Genomic DNA, 20,027 nt, shown 5'->3' with positions numbered 1-20,027 from the left:
TTTATGCCTAAGAAAGATAAAAAGAAAAATATAGCCATATTAAAAAGGCTGTTCCCGTATATACTTCCTCATAAAAGAAGACTGATACTGGCGCTGATAAGTATGTCGATAGTTTCGATTCTAACGGGAACGTTGGCCTATATCGTAAAACCGCTCATAAACGATATTTTTATTACAAAAAGTTATTCGGACCTTGTCCTAATCCCTATCCTCATCGTATTCATTTTTTTAGTGAAAAGTATTTTTTATTATGCCGAATTTTACTATATAGGTTCGGTCGGACAGAATATAATCAGGACATTGAGGGACGAGGTTTATTCGGCTATAATGAAATTTCCGGTTTCAAGGTTAAATAAGCTTCCGACGGGTGTTTTAATTGCAAGAATCACGTACGATATAAATATTATTCAGAAAACCGTGTCCGATTCGGTAAGCGCGGTTATGAAGGATGTTCTTACGATATTGGTCCTTGTAGCCGTAATTTTGTATATGGATTTTTATCTTGCAGTTACGGTTTTCGTACTGCTTCCTATAGTCATAATTCCGGTCTCAAAACTTGGCAAGAAGGCAAGGGAAACTAGCGCGGATACTCAAACGGAAATGGGCAGCATCACTAAATTTTTAGACGAAACTATTTCTAACGTAAGGACGGTCAAGGCTTACAATATGGAGGAATCGGAGATAGCCAAGTTTAAAAAATTATCAAATAATCTTTACAAGTTTTTTATGAGAATGACCAAGATAAGGGGCTTGACCGTGCCGTTAGTTGAATTAATAGGCGGTGCATCAGTTGCCGCTATTATATTTGTAGGGGGATTGCAGGTAATAAAATTTGGCTATACTCCCGGCGATTTTTTCTCTTTTTTAACGGCAATTCTTTTACTTTACGAACCGGTCAAAAGCTTATCCCGTCTAAATAACAGTATACAGGAGGGTATTGCAGCCGGAACCAGAATTTTCAGTATATTAGATGAGAAATCCGAAAATGTTGCAGGTACGGCTAAAATACCGAAGGTAATATACAGCCTTGAAATCAACGATCTTTGTTTTAGCTATGCTAAAGACGGCAACTATGATTTAGAACATATAAACATGAAGATTAATAAGTGTGAGATTGTTGCCGTAGTCGGTTATTCTGGAGCCGGTAAAACTACTGTTGCCGCCTTGTTGCCGCGTTTTTACGAACCGGATAGCGGAGAAATAAAATTTAACGGCATAAATATAAGAGATTTTAACCTAAAGGATTTGAGAGATTCCGTTTCGTATGTGTTCCAGGATGTTATCCTGTTTAATGAGTCGATAAGGTTCAATATAGAGTACGGAAGTCATAATAAAAGCTTGGATGATGTAATAAATGCCGCAAAATCGGCTTTTGCCCATAATTTTATAATGAGTCTTCCTGACGGTTACGATACTATAGTAGATGAAGCGGGACTCAGGCTTTCCGGCGGAGAAAAGCAAAGGATTTTAATCGCACGGGCTTTTTTGAAAAATTCGGAGATTTTAGTGCTTGACGAGGCTACGTCGTCTTTAGACGGAGAATCCGAAAAAGAGATTCAAAACGCCTTGTTCGGAACAAACGAAAACCAACACGGTTTATGTAAAGATAAAATAGTGATAATCATAGCCCACAGGCTTTCTACAATAAAAAGAGCCAATAGAATATACGTCATAGAGAAGGGTAAAATAATAGAGAGCGGAAGCCATGAGGAACTTATAAGTTGCGGCGGAATTTATAAAACTCTCCTTTCCAAACAGGCTGTATAGGCCGGTCATTTATGAGAATAATTCTGTTTGTATTTTACAATATTGTTTTATTTTTAATTTCCCCGTTTTTTATTATATTATTGACCCTGCTTGTTTTAATCAAGAACAAGAGGAGTGTTGGATTCCTTGATAAGATTTTTCCTTTTGCTTTTAAGCGCTTGCGCCGGAGCGGTAATGAGACCGGAGGGATATGGATTCATGCGGTCTCATTGGGGGAGCTCAGGGCATCCGTTAATTTTATCAAGTTATTACGGAACAGGGTAAACGAGCCGATATATGTTTCGGTTACGACCAAGACGGGGTTTGATTTTGCCGACAGTTTTTATAAAAACGATAAAAACATTTACGTTTTCTATTTTCCCTACGATTTTCATTTTTCTATCGGTCGTATTTTAAGAGTTATAAAGCCGTCTTTATTTATTTCCGTGGAAACTGAAATATGGCCGAATCTCTTTAATATGTTGGGTAAAAATAACATTCCGGTTATAATTCTAAATGCAAGAATATCCGACGGCTCATATAGAAATTACTTATATTTTCGCTTTTTCTTTAAATACGTCTTCGAGAAAATTGATTTAGTTCTTTGCATATCCGAACAGTATCGCAATAAATTTTTGAACTTAGGAGTAAAAGAAGAAAATATCCATAAAACCGGAAATATGAAATTCGACCTTAATATCATCGATATGGCGGTGGATATGAACGATAAAGCTCGCAGTCTAAAAGGGATATTCAATAAAGGAAAAATAATAGTGGCAGGCAGCACGCATAAAGGGGAAGAAAGCCTGATTCTTAATTCTGTTGCAGAATTAAATGAAAGTAGAAAAGATGAGAATATATTCCTTTTTATTGCCCCCAGGCATCCGGAAAGATTTGGCGAAGTTTATAGCCTTATAAAGAATTATGCGAAAGATCACGATATGAATTATTGCAGGCTTTCGTCTATATATTCATCCGGTTATAACGCGGATATCTTAAAGGATAATAAACCGGGGACAATAGTCATTCTTGTGGATATGTTAGGCGAATTATTAGCGATTTACGGCATATGCGACGTCGCCTTTGTTGGGGGCAGTATAGTCGATGCCGGCGGACACAATATATTAGAACCTTTATTTTTTGGCAAGCCGGTAGTTTTTGGCAGGCACGTAGAGAATTTCTCTGAAATTGCCGGAGAAATTATCGAAATTAAAGCCGGCAAAATAGTAGAAACCCCTAAAGACGTCTATAATGCACTCATCGAATATTTATATAACGAAAATGCCATAAAAGAAGCGAACAAAAGGGGGTTAGATCTTATATCTCAAAATAGAGGTTCATCTTTAAAAAATTTAAATTATATAATGAATTATATTAAATAAACGGCTGTTATTAAGATAAATGCATGCGCATTACGCATGATAATATTACTACTGATTCATCATATTTAAAAAGTCCGCATTAGATTTTGTGTTTTTAATTTTATCTATCAAAAATTCCATTGCTCCGGTAGTATCCATGCTGGATAATACCTTTCTTAATATCCATATCTTTTTTAAATGATCTTTTTCTACGAGAAGTTCTTCTTTTCTCGTACCGGATTTATTAATGTCTATAGCCGGAAATATCCTCTTCTCGGAGAGTTTTCTATCCAAGTTTACTTCTAAATTTCCCGTTCCCTTAAATTCTTCGAAAATCACCTCGTCCATTCTGGAACCGGTATCTATCAATGCGGTTGCTATTATAGTAAGACTTCCACCCTCTTCTATATTTCTCGCCGCACCGAAAAATCTTTTCGGCTTATGCAATGCATTTGAATCTACACCCCCGGATAAAACCTTTCCCGAGGATGGTATAGTGACGTTGTACGCCCTTGCAAGCCTTGTAATTGAATCTAATAAAATAACGACGTCTTTGCCTGTTTCCACTAATCTTTTTGCTTTTTCTATGACTATTTCGGCAATTTGTATGTGTCTTTGAGGGGGCTCGTCGAATGTGGAGCTGATAACTTCTCCGTTAACGGATCTTTGCATATCGGTAACTTCTTCCGGTCTTTCATCTATTAAGAGGACCATAAGAAAAATTTCTTTATGGTTCGTATTTATAGCATGCGCGATGTCCTTTAGAAGCATGGTCTTTCCGGTTCTGGGCGGGGCTACTATCAAACCCCTTTGCCCCTTTCCGATAGGGATAAGCAGGTCCATAAGCCTCGTAGATAGATTTTTAGAGTCGAACTCAAGTTTTATAGCGTCCTGGGGGTATAGCGGGGTTAAATTATCGAATAGAATCTTTTCTTTTGCAGATTCGGGGTCTTCGAAATTTATACCCTCCACCTTAAGCAGGGCATAAAATCTTTCGCTGTCTTTCGGCGGCCTTATGACCCCTCTAACAGTATCCCCCGTTCTCAGTCCGAATTTTCTTATCTGCGACGGTGATACGTAAATGTCATCCGGTCCGTGGAGATAGTTGGCCTCCAGCGACCTCAAAAATCCATATTGGTCCGGCAAAATCTCGAGAACACCTTCTCCAGAAATTAAGCCGTTCTTTTCCAACTGCTGATTCTTTTCCGTTTCTGCTTGAAGCAGGGCGTACATTAAGTCCTGCTTGCGCATCCCGGAAGCGCCGTCTATGCTATAATCTTTTGCTATCTTTAATAATTCGGAAATCTTTTTTACCGATAATTCTTTAATATTCATAAGCACTCCATTAAAATTTTATTTTGGTTAAATCTTTACGCCGCCTATCGGCTATTTTTATAATACTGTCCACTTGCCTTGTCGTCTCGCCTCAATGCGCCTGCCCTCCGCCATATCCAAAACGGTTCGTTCATTGCCGCCGTCCGAGGGAAACATTGATATGCCTGCATTTAACGATAATATGTCCTGCTTTTCTTTTTCAAAACAGGATTCTACCTCTAAAAAAACGGTTTTTAAAATATCCATAGCGGTTGCGCCGTCCATGTTGGGAAATAATATTATGAATTTATTGCCGTATCTCGAGGCTACGTCGAATGCCCTTATATTTTTTTTAATAATATTAGCTATTATTCCGATGCTTTTATCTCCGGCGCCGTGACCGAATACGGAATTCAGCTTGTTTAATTGATTTATTGAAATTAGTGCAACCGACAGCAGTCCCTTTGTGTTATTTACTTTTTGCATTTCCTGAAAAAGTTTCTCATGAAAATATTTAAAATTGTTAAGCCCGGATACGTAATCTATCTGGGAGCAATCCCTCATAATTTGAACGCATTTATTTGAGTTCAGTATGTATGCTATTACCGAGAAAATCGTATCGAATATTTCTATTTTGTTACTTCCGCAATTTTTAAATCCGTGTACGGAATACATTGTAACGTAATATGAATCCGTATAGGCGGTTTTTGGTTCGCAGGCATAGAACTCCGAGACGTTGTCATGCTCGAACAAATAGGCATATTCTGCATATTTCTCTTTATTTTCTTCAAAATTTATATACAATCCTTTCTTTATGGATGCTATGTTTTTTAGTAAAGATAGTGGGGGATTCTCATTGATTTTTTTAACGTATTCATGAGAGAAACCCCTTGAAATCTCCACTTTCTCTTCCAAGCCATATTTTTTATATATGAACATTATCGCCGTTACTCCAAATGTATATTCGAATGCTATATTGACGAAATGCAGCATCTGCTCGGTCGATGTTTTTTGCGAGACGAATTCTGTGAGCTCTTTTATAAACCCGTAACCCAAATCTTCGCATTTTTGATATTCTTCCATAAATATACCCCCCTGTATTTCCTTAATTAGCAAATCATATTAGAGTATTTTTTAAAAAGCTTACAAATAATTCGACCTGAGGCATCAAAAATTTTAATCCATAATTATTGTTTATTATGAAATCGGATTTTATAATTTTTTCCGCCTGACTTAATTGGCTTTTATCCCTTTTTATAAAATCATCAAAATAGAATTTTTTATGCGTTCTTTTAATTCTTCCGGGTAAGTCACAGGTAACGAGAATGGTCTTATCTAATTTCAGATAATATCCGGATTCGATAATAACGGCACCTTCGATTATTGCAGCCGGTTCCTTGCTTATTTTAAGTATACGGTCTATATTAGTCCTTAAAGTCGGATAGATTATATTCTCAAGAGCTTTTTTTTTTAATAAATCGGAAAAAACGATATCGGCAAGAATTTTGCCGTCTATAGCATACTCCTTATTTAAAATGTTTTTACCGAAAAAATCAACAATTTTTTTATATTCCATCGTATTTTTTTTAATTATTTTTTTTGCCTCGAGGTCAAGATCCAGGGTTAAAAATCCATAATTTTTAAATAGATTGAGAACCGTAGATTTTCCCGACCCTATTGAGCCGGTTAAGCCTATTTTTATCATTCTTACGATAATTTTACGTTTTTTATAAATTTACGATAAAAGACACCTGTCTTTTGTTCGTTTTATTCCGCCTATAACTGTAAAAATTATTATCTTCCAAACTGCATTTATTTATATCGTAAATATTTTTTTCGTCGAATCCACTTAAATATAGTTCATTTTTTATGAATTCTTTTAAATCAAAAGTTATTTTGTCATTATCGATATTCTTCGTAAAAAAATCCATGTTTGCAGGGTTTTTTGCCATGAATAAATTTAAAAAATTCTCTTTTACTTCATAACATTTTTTGCATATGGACGGGCCTATCATTACGGCTATTTTGTCTAAATCAGAATTGAATTTATTTATCAAAGTGTCTTTTACATTTTTTATTATATTGCCGTAAGTTCCTTTCCAGCCGCAATGGACGGCACCGATTGTCCTATCCTCAAGGCTCGTAAAAAGCACGGGAACACAATCCGCTGTTCGTATGCATAATATTGCACCGGATTTTTGAGTAAAAATTCCATCGGCACCGGTCAAACTCAATAAATTATCTGAATTTTCATTTAAAATCGCTATATCATTGCCGTGTACCTGCCTTACTTCATATATATGCGCACCTATTTCAGCGCTAAGGGGAATAAGCCCTAAAAGCTTTTTTCTATCGCTTAAGTTTTCCGGACTAAAATTCAACGAGCCGTCGGCAAAGCCATATGCTATGGAATTATCCTCCACATTAAAATCATTGATGCGGTAAATCATAATTCTACTTCCTCGCCCGTTGCCCAAATCATATCTTCCGGGATTTTTGCCTTAAAAATCATTTTTTCCTTTGTTTTAGGATGAATAAACTCAAGCATATAAGCATGAAGCATCTGCCTTTTAACAAAATTTAAGCTTTTATATTTGTTCAGCATGTCTTTTCTTTTATAAGTTTTGTCTCCGACTATAGGATTGCCTGCTTCAAAAAGAGATACTCTTATCTGGTGCGTACGCCCCGTTTGCGGCATTACCTTGAGCAACTCGGCAACCCCGCCGCGTATATCCCTTAAAATCTCGTAATCTGTAAGGCAATATTTTCCGGTTTCCTTGGTTATTTCCATTTTTAGCCTATTCTTGGGATCCCTTTTGATGAACCCCTCGATACGTCCCGTTTTTTGCAAAATATGGCCGTAACATACAGCAAGATACGTCTTTTTAATTTCTTTATTCTTAAAATAAGACATAAGAGCATTGTGAGAAAAATCGTTTTTTGCAATGAGCATGATGCCTGACGTATCCTTGTCGAGCCTGTGAACTATTCCGGGTCTTTCTACGCCGCCTATGCCGGAAAGATTAGATATTTTCCCTATTAAAATATTTACCAAGGTGTTGTCGTAATTTCCTTTTCCGGGATGTGTAGAAATACCCGCGGGTTTATTTATTGCCGCAATATATTCGTCTTCATAGATTATTTCGATATCTGCGTCTAAAGTTTTTAATCCGGTTTTGATTATTTCCAGTTCTTTTACCGTTAACGTGCAGTCCTCTTTCAGCTTGAAAGCGGGTTTTGTTATAATCTGCCCGTTGACTTTTATATTTCCGTTTAGTATGAGTTTTTTAATGTAGGACCTTGTGTTGTCCTGCAGCCGTGTTTTTAAGAATAAATCTAATCTGATATTATCTTGAGTGTATACGAATGAAATTATTCCCATAAAATTCGTCCGGTCATCTCTTCCGGTAAATCCAACCCAAGCAGTTTAAGTACTGTGGGTGCTATATCCGCAAGCCTGCCCGGTTTTAATGCCGGAATTTCTTCTTTGCCGTTAGATACTATAACGAACGGTACGGGATTGAGGGTATGATTGGTCATCGGCATGCCGTTTTCGTCTATCATCGTTTCCGCGTTTCCATGGTCGGCGGTCACTATGCAAACGTAATCCAAATCTAAAATAGCCGGTATTATTTCGGCAAGAATCGAGTTCAAAGTTTTAACCGCACTTATAGCGGCTTCATAGTTTCCAGTATGTCCGACCATATCGCAGTTTGCAAAATTGCAAACAATCAGTTTGTAATTGTCGGATTTTATGTTTTTCATAAGGGCGTCTTTAATCTTCAAGGCGCTCATTTCAGGTATCATGTCGTAGGTTCTATATTCCCTCGGTGACGGTATCAATAGTCTGTCTTCGTTTTTAAAGGGTTCTTCCTTTCCACAGTTAAAAAAATATGTTACGTGCGCATACTTTTCCGTTTCGGCAATTCTAAACTGATTAAATCCGAGGTTGGAAATAATTTCTCCGAAAATGTTATCATAATTTTCCGGATTTATTATATATTCATTTTTAAACGAATCGTCGTATTTAGTCATTGATATAAAATTTTTAACCGGTCTAAAATCGCCCCTCGAAAAGCCATTGAAATCCTCAAACGTAAGCGCCATCGTCAGCTGTTTTGCTCTGTCCGCTCTAAAATTAAAAAACATGACCCCGTCGTCTTCCCGCATATTGCCATCATTTTTTCCGCTTTTATTCATTACTATGGGGGGCATAAATTCATCGGTTATATCGTTAGAATAAAATTTTTTAACGGCTTCTATGGGGTCGTCAAATATTTCGCCTTTTAACTTGGTCAGAAGATTAAATGCCGTCTCCGTTCTATCCCACCGCGTATCCCTGTCCATAGCGTAAAACCTGCCGCATATCGTGGATAAATAAATACCCTCGTTTAAAGATTCGATATGCTCAATTAATTTTTTTAAAAAAGTTACGGCACTTTGCGGAGGGGAGTCCCTGCCGTCTAAAAACGGATGAACGTAAATCTTTTCAACTCCGTTATTGGAAAAGAAATCAATTAAGTATAACAAGTGAGATAATTCTGAATGAACCCCGCTTTCCGACAATAAACCGATTAGGTGGACCCTTGAGCCGTTGTTTTTGATTCTTTCAAGAAATTTACGCAAGACTTTATTGTTTTTCAGCCTATCGTTTCTTATAAGCGGATTTATTTTTGTTAAATCCTGCATTATCACCCGTCCCGCACCTATATTAGAGTGTCCTACTTCGGAATTTCCCATAGTGTTTTCCGGCAAGCCTACATCCGTGCCGTGAGCGGTCAAGGTCGTAAATGGGTAATCTTTAAATAGATGATTTATAAATTCCGGTTTGGCATTTATTATAGCATTGCCGTCCGTTTTACGGGATATCCCGAATCCATCTAAAATAATTAAAATAGCACTCTTAAATTTTTTCATAAATGTTTACTTAATATTTTCTTGTCTTGCCGGATTTTTATTCGGAAACGAAAGACGGTACGTTATTTTTTAATTCGTTCTTTGGTCCTATTTCGTAAAGCGTTCCCGATGTTTTAATGTTAAACGTATTCCAGAAATTGCACGAAGGACATATGGAGGAATAATTTAAAGAAGCAAATCCGCAGTTAGAACACACAAATGGGAGTTTAACGGGGAACCGGTTTTCAAGTGCTTTTCTGAAATTGATGGAAGCATCGTTATATTTTCCTCTTTTATAATAACATTCCGCAAGCAGCATATTTAAGGAGACATCTTTGAATATGGATGCCGGTATCGCGGTAAGATTGGAAAGGGCTTCGTCTATCATCTCCAATCTTATATATAGCTTTCCCAAAAACAGCCTGTATTCCCACCTTTCAGGGTTGTTATAAACAAGTTCCTGATAAAATTTAATTATATTTTCCGGATGATTTGTTTTTATGGAAACATCTTCTATTTTTATAATTAATGCGAGGTTGCCTGTTTTTAAGAATGCTTTTTCCCAGAGGTCAAATGCCTCATGCGGCTTATTTTTTTTAATAAAAACATCCCCAAGCGATATGTATGCGGGCACGAAATTTTTATCCTGACTCAGCACCTGATTAAACCTCTTTGCCGATCTCTCGGTATCGTTTTCCGATTCTAAGAGATATTTCCCGAATTCGTATTTAAGTCCCAACATAACCTGTTCTTCTCTTTTCTTTATTTCTTTATCTTTAGATTCAGAGAGAAATAGTTTCGATAAACGGTAAGCGTTTTTCCATTTTTCCTTTTTTATATATATATTTTTTAGCTGCGTTATGGCATAAAGATTATCCGGAGACGCTTCCAGTGCTCTATCAAAATAAAAAACGGCTTTATCGTAGTTATTGTTTATCTTATAAAGATTTCCAGCCTCGTTAAGGGCGGAGATATTATCTTTTTCTATATTTAAAACCTCATTCAGCGCAGATTCACATTCTTTTATCCTTCCCTTATGTTTGTAAATTTTCGCTAGTAAAAGATGTGCACTTATACTGTTGGGATATTTGAATAAATATTTTTTTATTAAATCGATACTCTTGTCATACTGCCCCTTTATATACGCATCATAAGCCTTATTTATGGAGTTGTCCAATTCGGTCTTTACGTACCTGCCTCTCTTGTGCAGCAACGCCTTTATTTTTTGGAATAAGATCTTTAATATGGTTATTATTAATATAAGTGCAATGCCGATTAAAAATGCTGAAAAAATGTAAATTATCAAATAATTGTTTATTATGTGATAATGTCCCGGGGCATAATGCAGCGGGACCTTTATAGGGTTCAAGGCATAAAGATACTCAAAGAAAGCAATTAGTACGAGTACGGCTATAATTATCGTAATTATATACATAAATTAAGTATATCCGAAATGTTAAAATTATAATAGCCCTTTAGGCGGGTTCTTCATCGGCGCAAGCTTCAACTCTTAATTCTTTTGCTTCCGGCCACAATCCTTCTATGTTATAATATGCACGTAAATCATCATGAATCAGGTGTATCATGATACTGCCGTAATCTATTGCAATCCACATTGAACCGGGAGTAGAGATGCCTTCTTGTCCTATGGGTTGTTTTTTAAATGACTTGATAAGATTACTCGCAATTGCTTTGAGCTGACGATTTGACGAGCCCCCCGCTATAATTATAAAATCAGTCATTTCCGAAACTCTCCTTACATCAAGCACCACTACGGTGTGAGCCTTTTTCTCTAAAAGAGAATCTATGATAAGCCTGATATCTTTATTGGTTCTCTTAAGCGGTTTTCTATCTGTTTTTACTGTTTCGATTATTTATATCACCTGAATATTTAATGAATTTATAAATACAACTTATTATTTATTATATAATTAATAACCTCATTTGGCAACAAAAAGAGATTAGAAACATCATTTTTAAAATTGTTCCTTATATTTGTTGATGAAATATCCAATCCGGTGATTTTTAAAAAGTATATAAGCTTGTTTTTTGAAGTGATAAGCCTGTTTTCGGTATAATCGGAAACTATGCCGTTTCTTAATTCATCGGGCAAAAAGTTCTTAAGCTTTGTTAAATTTTTCAAGTCCGGCTCTTTGCATGCCCTGCTTACTATAATAAAATTAATTATGTCTAATATTTTCTTGCCGTTTTTCCAGTTTTTCATTCCCAAATAGGTATCTACGCCGACGATAAAATATAATTCGTCTTGGGGATATATATGTTTCAGCTGAATAATCGTATCGTAAGAATAGGAAAAGCCCCCCCTTTTTATTTCAATATCCGAAGCTTCAAATCTTTCGTGACTTTTTATTGCGATGTTTATCATTTTAAGCCTTTTTTCCGGTTCAAGCAGGGTCTCTTTTTTGTCGAATGTTATATTTGTGGGAACGAATATGACTTTGTTCAATAAAAGTCTTTCCGCCGTTTCTTCCGCCGCCCTTAGGTGTCCATAGTGAATGGGGTTAAATGTCCCTCCGAAAATCCCGATTTTCATAATCTTTTCTGATAGTTGCCGAAAACGATGAATTTCGTCGTGGTAAGCTCTCTAACCCCCATAGGCCCGAAGGCATGGATTTTTGAAGTAGATATACCTATTTCAGTCCCAAGTCCCAGTTCGAAACCGTCGTTAAATCTGGTTGAGGCATTTATTAAAACACATGATGAATTTACTCTTTTAATGAATTCCAAGGCATTCGTATAATTCTCGGTCAGTATTGCTTCCGTATGATCGGAGCCGTGTCGCTCGATATGTATTATTGCTTCATTCATATTTTCGACTAATTTTACAGACAAAGTAAGGCTTAAATATTCGGTGTCCCAGTCCACATCATCGGCGGCTTCTATAAAGTTAAATTTATTTTTGTAATCACTAAAAATTTTACCGTCCGTTCTTGTATTAATGCCGGCCCTTTCGAGTTCTGCAAACATATACGGGATAAATTTAACTGCTATTCCCGAATGAACCAGAAGCGTTTCCAATGCATTGCAAACGGAAGGTCTTTGGGCTTTCGCGTTAATAACTACATCGATAGATTTTTTAATATCGGCGTCTTTGTCCACGTATATATGGCATATTCCCTTGTCGTGTTTTATTACCGGAATTTTGGAATTTTCAGTAACGAACGAGATAAGCCCTTCGCCCCCCCTCGGTATTATTAAGTCAATATATTTTTTCTGAGAAATTAATTCTTTTACCGCCGACCTGTCGGTATAAGGAACCATTGAAACCGTTTCGGGAGGAAGCCCGTTAATCTTTAAGCTTTCCGATATAATGTAAGCTAATATTCTATTTGAATTAAATGCCTCAGAGCCGCCCCTCAGGATTACGGCATTTCCGGATAACAGACAGAGTATTGACGCATCTACGGTAACATTGGGTCTGGATTCGTAAATTATTCCGATGACGCCGAGCGGTATCCGCATCTTTCCGACCATCAGCCCGTTAGGTCTTGCCGCTATATTTTCTATCTCTCCTATCGGGTCTTTAATTTTCATTACGTCTTCTATAGATGCTATCATGGAGCCGAATGTCTTTTCCGAAATAAAAAGCCTATCGGTAATCGCTTCGCCGAGTCCGCATGATTTTGCATTTTCGATGTCTTTCGTATTTTCTGTAATTATAGCACTTTTATTCTCTATTAAAAGATTTTTGAGGGTCTCCAGTACATTAATTTTTGTTTTAGAATCTGCATTTGCGATAGAGTTGCTTGCTTCATTCGCTTTTTCGGCAATTTCTTCTATAGATATTGCGGATGCCGCTTCTTGTACCCGATTCATAATATCCCCCTTTGTTTTATTGTTATGTTCATTGTTAATGACTAAAGCAAATAAAAGTCGGTATTTTTTGGGTTAATTTTATTAACTGAAGACGGTATAAACGTTCCGGTATATTTTCCGTTAATAAAGGAATTAAGGCTTTTTTTGCTTTTTCCGGAGATAATAATCGTATCTATACCATTGATCGATGCGATAAGAGATGCGTATAGTTTAGACTTCATTCCTCCGGTTCCGTATGAATTTTTAGAAGATTCTTTAAAATTTTTTACGTATGTTTTTATGTTATCGATTATCTTTACGGATTTTGCATTTTTATATATCGCCGGATTTTTATCGTAAACCCCGTTGACGTCGGAGAGAATCACGAACATATCCGCGCATACCAGATTTAAAATAAGCGCCGATAAATGATCGTTATCGGAAAATTTTATCTCTTCATAAGAAACGGTATCGTTTTCGTTTATAATCGGAACGACCCCGTGATTCAGCAATTCATATATAGTGTTTCTTGCGTTGGTAAACCTCTTTCCGACGGATATATCATCCTTTGTCAATAAAATCTGGGCGGTTTTAATGCTGTATTTTTTAAAGCAGGCATCATAATTTCGCATTAAAATCGCTTGTCCGCAAGAGGCGAAAGCCTGTTTTTCAGGTATGCTGAAGGTATCTATCGCCGGATTTATATTTAACAGACTCCTCCCCGCGGCGATTGCCCCGGATGAAACTAATATTACTTTCTTTCCCTGCCGGATCAGGGATGAAGAGAATTCACAAATTCTTTTAAACGCGGATAGAGACGGTTTGCCCTCCCTGTCTAAGAGTATGCGCGTGCCTATTTTTATAACTATTCTCTTTTTTGTATCAAGATATATATTTAAATTTTCTATCATTTAGTTTATCTAAGTCACGGCTCGTTGATTATAGTCTAATTTTTAGATAAATTGCATATTTCGCGCTTTTTCACCGTTGCGTTCAAGGTGTTCTTAAGCTCGCTTATGCCTGCCCCGGTATAAGCGGAGATAAAAAGCAGTACCATATTTTTTTCCGCAAAATATTTATTCATTTCATCCTTTATTTCATCTAATTCTTTTGAATCATATATTAAATCCATTTTGTTTATTGTTGCTATCTGCGTTTTTTTCAATATGTCTTCATTATATTCTGCAATTTCTTTTACGACGGTCTCATACCTGCTTTTAATTTCTTCTATGCTTCCTATCTCTATCAGGTGAAGGAGCATATCCGACCTTTCTATGTGTTTTAAAAACCTTAAGCCTAATCCCGTGCCTTCGGATGCTCCCTTTATTATCCCGGGTATGTCTATTAGAGTGAGTCTCTTATCTGAATTTTTGTCGTAAGAAACACCGAGATGGGGTATTTTTGTGGTAAAGGGATATGACGCTATCTTTGGACGTGAGTCGGTTAATTTAGAAATAAGAGTAGACTTTCCGGCATTCGGAAGCCCTATTATGCCTATATCGCCGAGGCTTTTTAACGTAAGATGAACCTTTCTTGTTTTTCCGAAGGTTCCCGGTTGAGAAAAGCGCGGTTTTCTATTTACGGAGGATTTGAAAAACGTATTGCCTTTGCCTCCAATCCCCCCTCTAAGCAGAATAACTCTTTCTCCGTCTTTTGTGAGGTCGGCCATGACCTCGTTTGAATCATAATCCGTTACCGTCGTCCCTACCGGAACCCTTACGACGGCATCCACTCCTTCTCTTCCTTTTTTATTGTTTTCCCGACCGTTACCCCCGTTTTCGGCGATAAATTTGGGTTTATATCTGAAATCTAGCAGGCTGGATATGTTGTGGGATGCTTCAAATATCAAATCTCCGCCGTCTCCGCCGTCTCCGCCGTCCGGACCCCCCTTGGGAATAAATTTTTCTCTTCTGAAACTTACGGCACCCTTGCCGCCGTTACCGGAAGCCATGATGATTATGGCACTATCAACGAATCTCATAAAAAATGACTTAAAGACTATAATAATTTAAGATAAATGGAAAGAAATTGCATAATAAGCGTAGATAAGGTTTAAATCTAATATTTTGCGAATCTATTATTGTTCTGCCGGAATAACGCTAATGAATTTTCTGTTATTTTTTCCGGTATGAAATTTAACAAAACCTTTTATTATGGAATAAATCGTATAATCTTTTCCTGATTTAACATGTTTTCCGGGATGAAAAGAAGAACCGACCTGCCGGACGATAATTTCTCCGGGTTTTACTAACTGTCCTCCAAATCTTTTTACTCCTCTTCTCTGTCCGCGGCTATCTCTTCCGTTTCTTGAACTGCCGCCCGCTTTTTTATGTGCCATGATATCACTCCGATATTTTTGAAAATTTAAATTAGGAAATAGCCGTTATTCTAACTTCGGTAAAATTTTGTCTGTGACCTCTTTTTTTTCTCTCGTCTTTGCGGCGTTTCATTTTAAAAACTATAATTTTTTTTGCTCTTCCGTTTCTAACGACGGTACCCGTCACGCTTATGTTCTGCAAAGCCTGTTTTTTGATCAGTAAACCGTCGCTATTTTTTAGCATTAACGGCTTAAACGTTATCTCTTCTCCCTTTTCTTTGTCCGTGCTTTCTATCCTTATAGTATCCCCGGCGGAAACGGTATATTGTTTGGAACCGGCGCTTATTATAGCGTAATTGTCCATTGATAATCCTCTTTTGTCCGAATAAAAATTAAATTTAAATTTACGCCTCAAGACGCATATATACTTAAAATATCCAAGATATATTAAGTAGCTTAAAGAGGTTATTTTAATAGCTTTTAATATTCTTGTCAATAATAAATTTAGGTAAACAACGATTGAAAGCATAAATATAGAATATATTATAACTATAAATAATAATTTATGCAAGAAATTTGTTTGATTTTACCAGGATACCAAGGAGGATATTTTGTATTTTAATACGGCAGATTTATTATGTATCGCTGCGTACCTATATGTAGAAATTATTTGATATAAAAATTTTATTGATTATTTGTTTTTATTATTTTAATAGATAATTGTAATATTTTTTTTTTGTTTGATTTAAAATTATATTGATAAATATTTTAATAAGCAGGTTACTTTAACAATATATTTCGTAACTTCAAATATGGAGTGTTTATGAATTTGTCTAAGCTTAAGAAGGTTTCTATCAAGTTCAAACTGCTATCTTCTGTTTTTATTATTTTAATTTTAGCCCTTTCTTTTTTGGCTTATTATTCCGTAGTTTATCAGAGTAAAATGTCCATGAAAATAACATCGTTTGATGCCGAAATTACCGCAAAAACGATGTTGTCCAGTTTAAACGCAATGATGCTTAACGGAAGTATAACGAAAAAAACGAATAGAAGACAGCTATTTGGCATATACAGAAAAATAAAGGGAATTAAGTATTTTAAAATAGTGAGGGGCAGTTCGGTAGACAAAGAATTTGGAGTGGGTTTAAAGCAAGAGGCTTCAGTAACCAAATTTGACAGAGAAATACTTAATTCTAAGAAGGAGATAATGAATGTTTATGAAGAAAACGGTCAAAAATATTTGAGGGTCGGCGTTCCGTTTATTGCGAAAAAGTCGTCAAGAGGTATAGACTGTCTTACGTGCCATACAGTTAAGGCAGGAACTACGCTTGGCGGGGTCGAACTCGTCTATTCTCTCCGAAATACCGTGAATTCTTCCGGTATTTTCATGAGAAACGTGATCATTCTTGCTGTTATCTTTATCATTTTGTCGCTTTTAGCCATATACTTTTTATTAAAGTTTATTTTTATAGATAGCATGAAAGATGTTTATAATAAGCTAAACAATATCGTGAGGGGCGACGGCGATTTAAGCAAGCTTATTCGTATGGACTATTACGATAAGGCGACCGTCATAATGAAAAAAAGCAAGAATTGCATGCTCGAAGACGGCGAATTGGAACAAAGATGCTGGGATAAACAGCAGGATAAGTATGGAGACAAGGGTGCAGCGATATGTGTAAAGTGCGACGTTTACAAAAATTCCATATATGATGAAATTACGTCCATCATTAACGAATTTAATAAATTTATCATAGAGTTAAGGGAAATAGTGAAATCCATTACCGAAGAGGCGATGGTTATCGTCGACGTTAGTACTTCCATAGAAGGGCATGTGGACGAAATAAGCGGTAAGGCTTCCGAACAGGCCGAGCTCGCAACGCATGTAGCGGCGGCTTCGGAAGAAATGTCCCAGACCATAAAAGAAATTGCGAAAAATGCCCAGAATGTGAGTTCTATAGCCAAGGAAGCATCGGACAGTGCGGAAGAAGGCTTTGATATTGTAGAAAAGTCTATCGCAGGGATTAAAAACGTTGCCGTTCTTACGCAGCAACTTGGCGATCTCATAAACGGATTAGAGAAAAGTTCTTTTGAAATCGGAGAAATAATCTCGGTGATAAATGATATAGCCGACCAAACCAACCTGCTTGCCCTTAACGCCGCGATAGAAGCGGCTCGAGCGGGAGAGTCCGGCAGGGGGTTTGCAGTAGTAGCCGACGAAGTGAGGAAGTTAGCTGAAAGAACGGTCAGGGCTACAAAGGAGATAGCGTCTAAGGTTCAAGCTATGCAGCATAGCACTATGAATACCAAGTCGTCTATGGATTCAACTATGCATGAAGTAGATCTATCAGTGAGCTATGCTTCAAAAGCCGGTAAATCTTTAGGCAGTATAGAAAAAAATATAATAAGCCTGACGGATCAAATCGGTTCCATAGCGGCGGCATCGGAAGAACAGACTGCTGCTACAAACGAGATATCTCAAAATATCGAGTCCGTTTCTAATCTTTCGATATCTAATTCCGAAAAATCTTCAAATGCGGCTAAAGAGGCAGTCTCTATTTATGGAGAGCTTGAGAAACTTATCAGTATATTAAAAAAATTTAAATATTAACTATTAGATCTAAGCAATTAATCAAAAGGGGGTGAGCTACTTGGAAACTTTCGACAGCTTGACGTATGAAAAGGAAGTTTATAAGCCATCTAAGGAAACCGTAAAAAACAGCTATGTGGATAATTACGACAGGCTCTATGAATATTCCATAAAAGAAAACGAAAAGTTCTGGGATGAAATAGCAAAACAGCTGAATTGGTTTAGGCATTACGACAAGGTTTTAGATGCATCCGATCCGCCTTTTTATAAGTGGTTTACCGGCGGCAAGACCAATATTGTTTATAATGCATTGGATAGGCACGTAACGACGTTTCGCAAAAATAAGCTTGCGCTAATCTGGGAAGGTGAAGACGGTTGCGAGAGGGTTTATACCTATTTTTCTCTTTACAAAGAGGTGAATAAGTTCGCAAATGTTCTTAAAAGTTTCGGTGTAAAAAAAGGGGATACGGTTACTATATATTTGCCGAATATACCTGAAATTGCCATAAGTATGCTTGCATGTGCAAAGATAGGGGCAATTCATAGCGTAGTATATGCCGGTTTTTCCGCTTTTGCGTTGAGAGACAGAATATCGGATGCTCAGAGCAAACTGCTTATTACTGCCGACGGCGCATATAGGGGGGGTAAGGTTATTGAGCTTAAAAAAATAGCGGATGAAGCCCTTACGAAGACCCCTGTCGTTCAGACCGTCATTGTCGTAAGGAGGACGGGGAAAGAGGTTGCGATAGATACGTCAAGGGATTTTTACTACGACGAACTTATGAAACTGCCTATAGCCAATACTTATCTGAAAACCGAAGAGATGGATTCCGAAGATCCTTTGTTTATACTGTATACTTCGGGAACTACCGGAAAGCCCAAGGGGATCCTGCATGTCCATGGCGGATATTCCGTCGGGACATATATAACGTCAAAATATGTATTCAACATAAATGATAACGATACATATTGGTGCGCCGCAGACCCGGGGTGGATAACGGGTCATTCCTATATCATATACGGGCCGTTAATAAACGGGGCGACGACTGTTATGGTAGAGGGTTCACCATACTATCCTTATCCGGATAGATGGTGGAAAATCGTCGAGAAACACGGCGTCAATATCTTTTACACATCGCCGACGGCAATTAGGGGCATTATGAGATTTGGCGAAAACTGGCCGAATAGACATAACTTAAGTTCCCTTAAAATTCTCGGCAGTGTCGGAGAGCCGATAAATCCGGAGGTTTGGCGTTGGTATCACAAGCATATAGGCAAGGAAAGATGTCCTATAATGGATACATGGTGGCAGACGGAATCCGGCATGTTTTTGATAACCCCGGTTCCATCATTGCCCTTAAAGCCGGGTTCATGCGGAAAACCGTTTTTCGGTATAGATGCCGATATTTTTGACGAGAGCGGTAAAAGCGTAGAGGCGGGCAAAGGGGGATATCTCGTCATTAAGAAGCCTTGGCCTGCAATGATGAGGACTATCTATAAGGATGAGGATAGATATAAAAAAACGTATTTTTCTAAATTTAACGACGTTTATCTGGCGGGAGATGCCGCGAAACGCGATAAAGACGGATATTTTTATGTTATGGGAAGGATAGACGATGTCATCAAGGTTTCAGGATACAGGTTGGGAACAGCGGAAATAGAAAGCGCGATAATTACACATGAAGCGGTTGCGGAGTCTGCCGTTATAGGAAAACCCCACGATATTAAGGGAAATTCTATAAAGGCGTTTGTGGTTTTAAAGCCTAATATAGAGAAGAGTGATACGCTGATGGACGATATTAGGTCTAATGTCGGCAAGACGTTAGGCCCCATAGCTAAGCCGGATGAGATAGAATTTGTCGATTCTTTGCCGAAGACCAGGAGCGGAAAAATTATGAGAAGAGTTTTAAAGGCGCGGGATATAGGCATAGACGAGGGTGATATTTCGACCATAGAAGAAGACTAATCAAAATTTTAGGCGCTTGAT

At 37.3% G+C, this 20,027-nt stretch carries 18 protein-coding genes; 4 read left to right on the top strand and 14 right to left on the bottom strand.

Annotation, left to right across the window (positions count from 1 at the left end; translation table 11 throughout):
- Nucleotides 1-3 precede the first annotated feature (3 nt).
- Nucleotides 4-1,767, top strand: a complete 1,764-nt coding sequence (locus ACMCNP_RS03145) for an ABC transporter ATP-binding protein (RefSeq protein ID WP_419313709.1) — start codon at nucleotides 4-6, stop codon at nucleotides 1,765-1,767.
- An 11-nt stretch (nucleotides 1,768-1,778) separates the two neighbouring features.
- Nucleotides 1,779-3,128 carry a 3-deoxy-D-manno-octulosonic acid transferase gene (locus tag ACMCNP_RS03140; RefSeq protein WP_419313706.1) on the top strand — a complete coding sequence of 450 codons (1,350 nt, stop codon included), beginning with the start codon at nucleotides 1,779-1,781 and terminating at the stop codon, nucleotides 3,126-3,128.
- 48 nt (nucleotides 3,129-3,176) lie between these two features.
- Here ACMCNP_RS03140 and rho read toward each other — a convergent pair whose 3' ends face one another.
- From rho to rplU, 14 genes are all read right to left on the bottom strand, one after another.
- Nucleotides 3,177-4,442 (bottom strand): transcription termination factor Rho, encoded by a 1,266-nt coding sequence (gene rho / locus ACMCNP_RS03135; protein WP_419313703.1) that lies wholly within the window; start codon nucleotides 4,440-4,442, stop codon nucleotides 3,177-3,179.
- Between the two features lie 57 nt (nucleotides 4,443-4,499).
- Entirely contained in the window at nucleotides 4,500-5,504 is a 1,005-nt protein-coding gene (locus ACMCNP_RS03130; protein ID WP_419313700.1) for a GGDEF domain-containing protein, read from the bottom strand.
- A 34-nt stretch (nucleotides 5,505-5,538) separates the two neighbouring features.
- Entirely contained in the window at nucleotides 5,539-6,126 is a 588-nt protein-coding gene (gene coaE / locus ACMCNP_RS03125) for a dephospho-CoA kinase (protein WP_419313697.1), read from the bottom strand.
- 22 nt (nucleotides 6,127-6,148) lie between these two features.
- On the bottom strand, nucleotides 6,149-6,871 hold the full coding sequence (pgeF, locus tag ACMCNP_RS03120; protein ID WP_419313694.1) for a peptidoglycan editing factor PgeF: 723 nt from the start codon (nucleotides 6,869-6,871) through the stop codon (nucleotides 6,149-6,151).
- The gene (locus ACMCNP_RS03115) at nucleotides 6,868-7,803 is read right to left on the bottom strand and encodes an RluA family pseudouridine synthase (protein ID WP_419313691.1); all 936 of its coding nucleotides are present in this window, start codon (nucleotides 7,801-7,803) and stop codon (nucleotides 6,868-6,870) included. Before ACMCNP_RS03115 ends, pgeF begins: the two co-directional genes overlap by 4 nt.
- Nucleotides 7,794-9,338 carry a 2,3-bisphosphoglycerate-independent phosphoglycerate mutase gene (gene gpmI, locus ACMCNP_RS03110; protein ID WP_419313688.1) on the bottom strand — a complete coding sequence of 515 codons (1,545 nt, stop codon included), beginning with the start codon at nucleotides 9,336-9,338 and terminating at the stop codon, nucleotides 7,794-7,796. The genes ACMCNP_RS03115 and gpmI overlap by 10 nt, the downstream gene beginning before the upstream one ends.
- Before the next feature lie 37 nt (nucleotides 9,339-9,375).
- Nucleotides 9,376-10,752 (bottom strand): tetratricopeptide repeat protein, encoded by a 1,377-nt coding sequence (locus ACMCNP_RS03105; protein ID WP_419313685.1) that lies wholly within the window; start codon nucleotides 10,750-10,752, stop codon nucleotides 9,376-9,378.
- Between the two features lie 40 nt (nucleotides 10,753-10,792).
- Nucleotides 10,793-11,125, bottom strand: coding sequence for a ribosome silencing factor (gene rsfS, locus ACMCNP_RS03100; RefSeq protein ID WP_419314365.1), 333 nt, complete (start codon nucleotides 11,123-11,125; stop codon nucleotides 10,793-10,795).
- A 92-nt stretch (nucleotides 11,126-11,217) separates the two neighbouring features.
- Nucleotides 11,218-11,871: a nicotinate-nucleotide adenylyltransferase gene (gene nadD, locus ACMCNP_RS03095; RefSeq protein ID WP_419313682.1), complete on the bottom strand. Its 654-nt coding sequence runs from the start codon at nucleotides 11,869-11,871 to the stop codon at nucleotides 11,218-11,220.
- The gene (locus ACMCNP_RS03090) at nucleotides 11,868-13,193 is read right to left on the bottom strand and encodes a glutamate-5-semialdehyde dehydrogenase (RefSeq protein ID WP_419314363.1); all 1,326 of its coding nucleotides are present in this window, start codon (nucleotides 13,191-13,193) and stop codon (nucleotides 11,868-11,870) included. Before ACMCNP_RS03090 ends, nadD begins: the two co-directional genes overlap by 4 nt.
- A gap of 2 nt (nucleotides 13,194-13,195) precedes the next feature.
- The gene (gene proB, locus ACMCNP_RS03085) at nucleotides 13,196-14,044 is read right to left on the bottom strand and encodes a glutamate 5-kinase (RefSeq protein ID WP_419313678.1); all 849 of its coding nucleotides are present in this window, start codon (nucleotides 14,042-14,044) and stop codon (nucleotides 13,196-13,198) included.
- Nucleotides 14,045-14,079: 35 nt separating this feature from the next.
- Entirely contained in the window at nucleotides 14,080-15,114 is a 1,035-nt protein-coding gene (gene obgE, locus ACMCNP_RS03080; RefSeq protein WP_419313675.1) for a GTPase ObgE, read from the bottom strand.
- Between the two features lie 96 nt (nucleotides 15,115-15,210).
- Nucleotides 15,211-15,471 (bottom strand): 50S ribosomal protein L27, encoded by a 261-nt coding sequence (gene rpmA / locus ACMCNP_RS03075; protein ID WP_419313672.1) that lies wholly within the window; start codon nucleotides 15,469-15,471, stop codon nucleotides 15,211-15,213.
- Nucleotides 15,472-15,502: 31 nt separating this feature from the next.
- A complete protein-coding gene (gene rplU / locus ACMCNP_RS03070) occupies nucleotides 15,503-15,814 on the bottom strand; it encodes a 50S ribosomal protein L21 (RefSeq protein WP_419313670.1) in 312 nt (103 codons plus the stop codon).
- A gap of 459 nt (nucleotides 15,815-16,273) precedes the next feature.
- On the opposite strand from rplU, the gene ACMCNP_RS03065 reads away from it, so the two are divergent.
- Together ACMCNP_RS03065 and acs are read left to right on the top strand one after the other, a co-directional pair.
- The gene (locus ACMCNP_RS03065) at nucleotides 16,274-18,061 is read left to right on the top strand and encodes a methyl-accepting chemotaxis protein (RefSeq protein ID WP_419313667.1); all 1,788 of its coding nucleotides are present in this window, start codon (nucleotides 16,274-16,276) and stop codon (nucleotides 18,059-18,061) included.
- Between the two features lie 31 nt (nucleotides 18,062-18,092).
- Entirely contained in the window at nucleotides 18,093-20,006 is a 1,914-nt protein-coding gene (acs, locus tag ACMCNP_RS03060) for an acetate--CoA ligase (protein WP_419313665.1), read from the top strand.
- Nucleotides 20,007-20,027: the final 21 nt, after the last annotated feature.

It is taken from the genome of Candidatus Acidulodesulfobacterium sp. H_13 (assembly GCF_048541835.1).
In the GTDB taxonomy this organism is placed as follows: Bacteria; SZUA-79; SZUA-79; order Acidulodesulfobacterales; family Acidulodesulfobacteraceae; genus QIJE01.
This window is presented reverse-complemented; position numbering and strand designations above follow the sequence as displayed.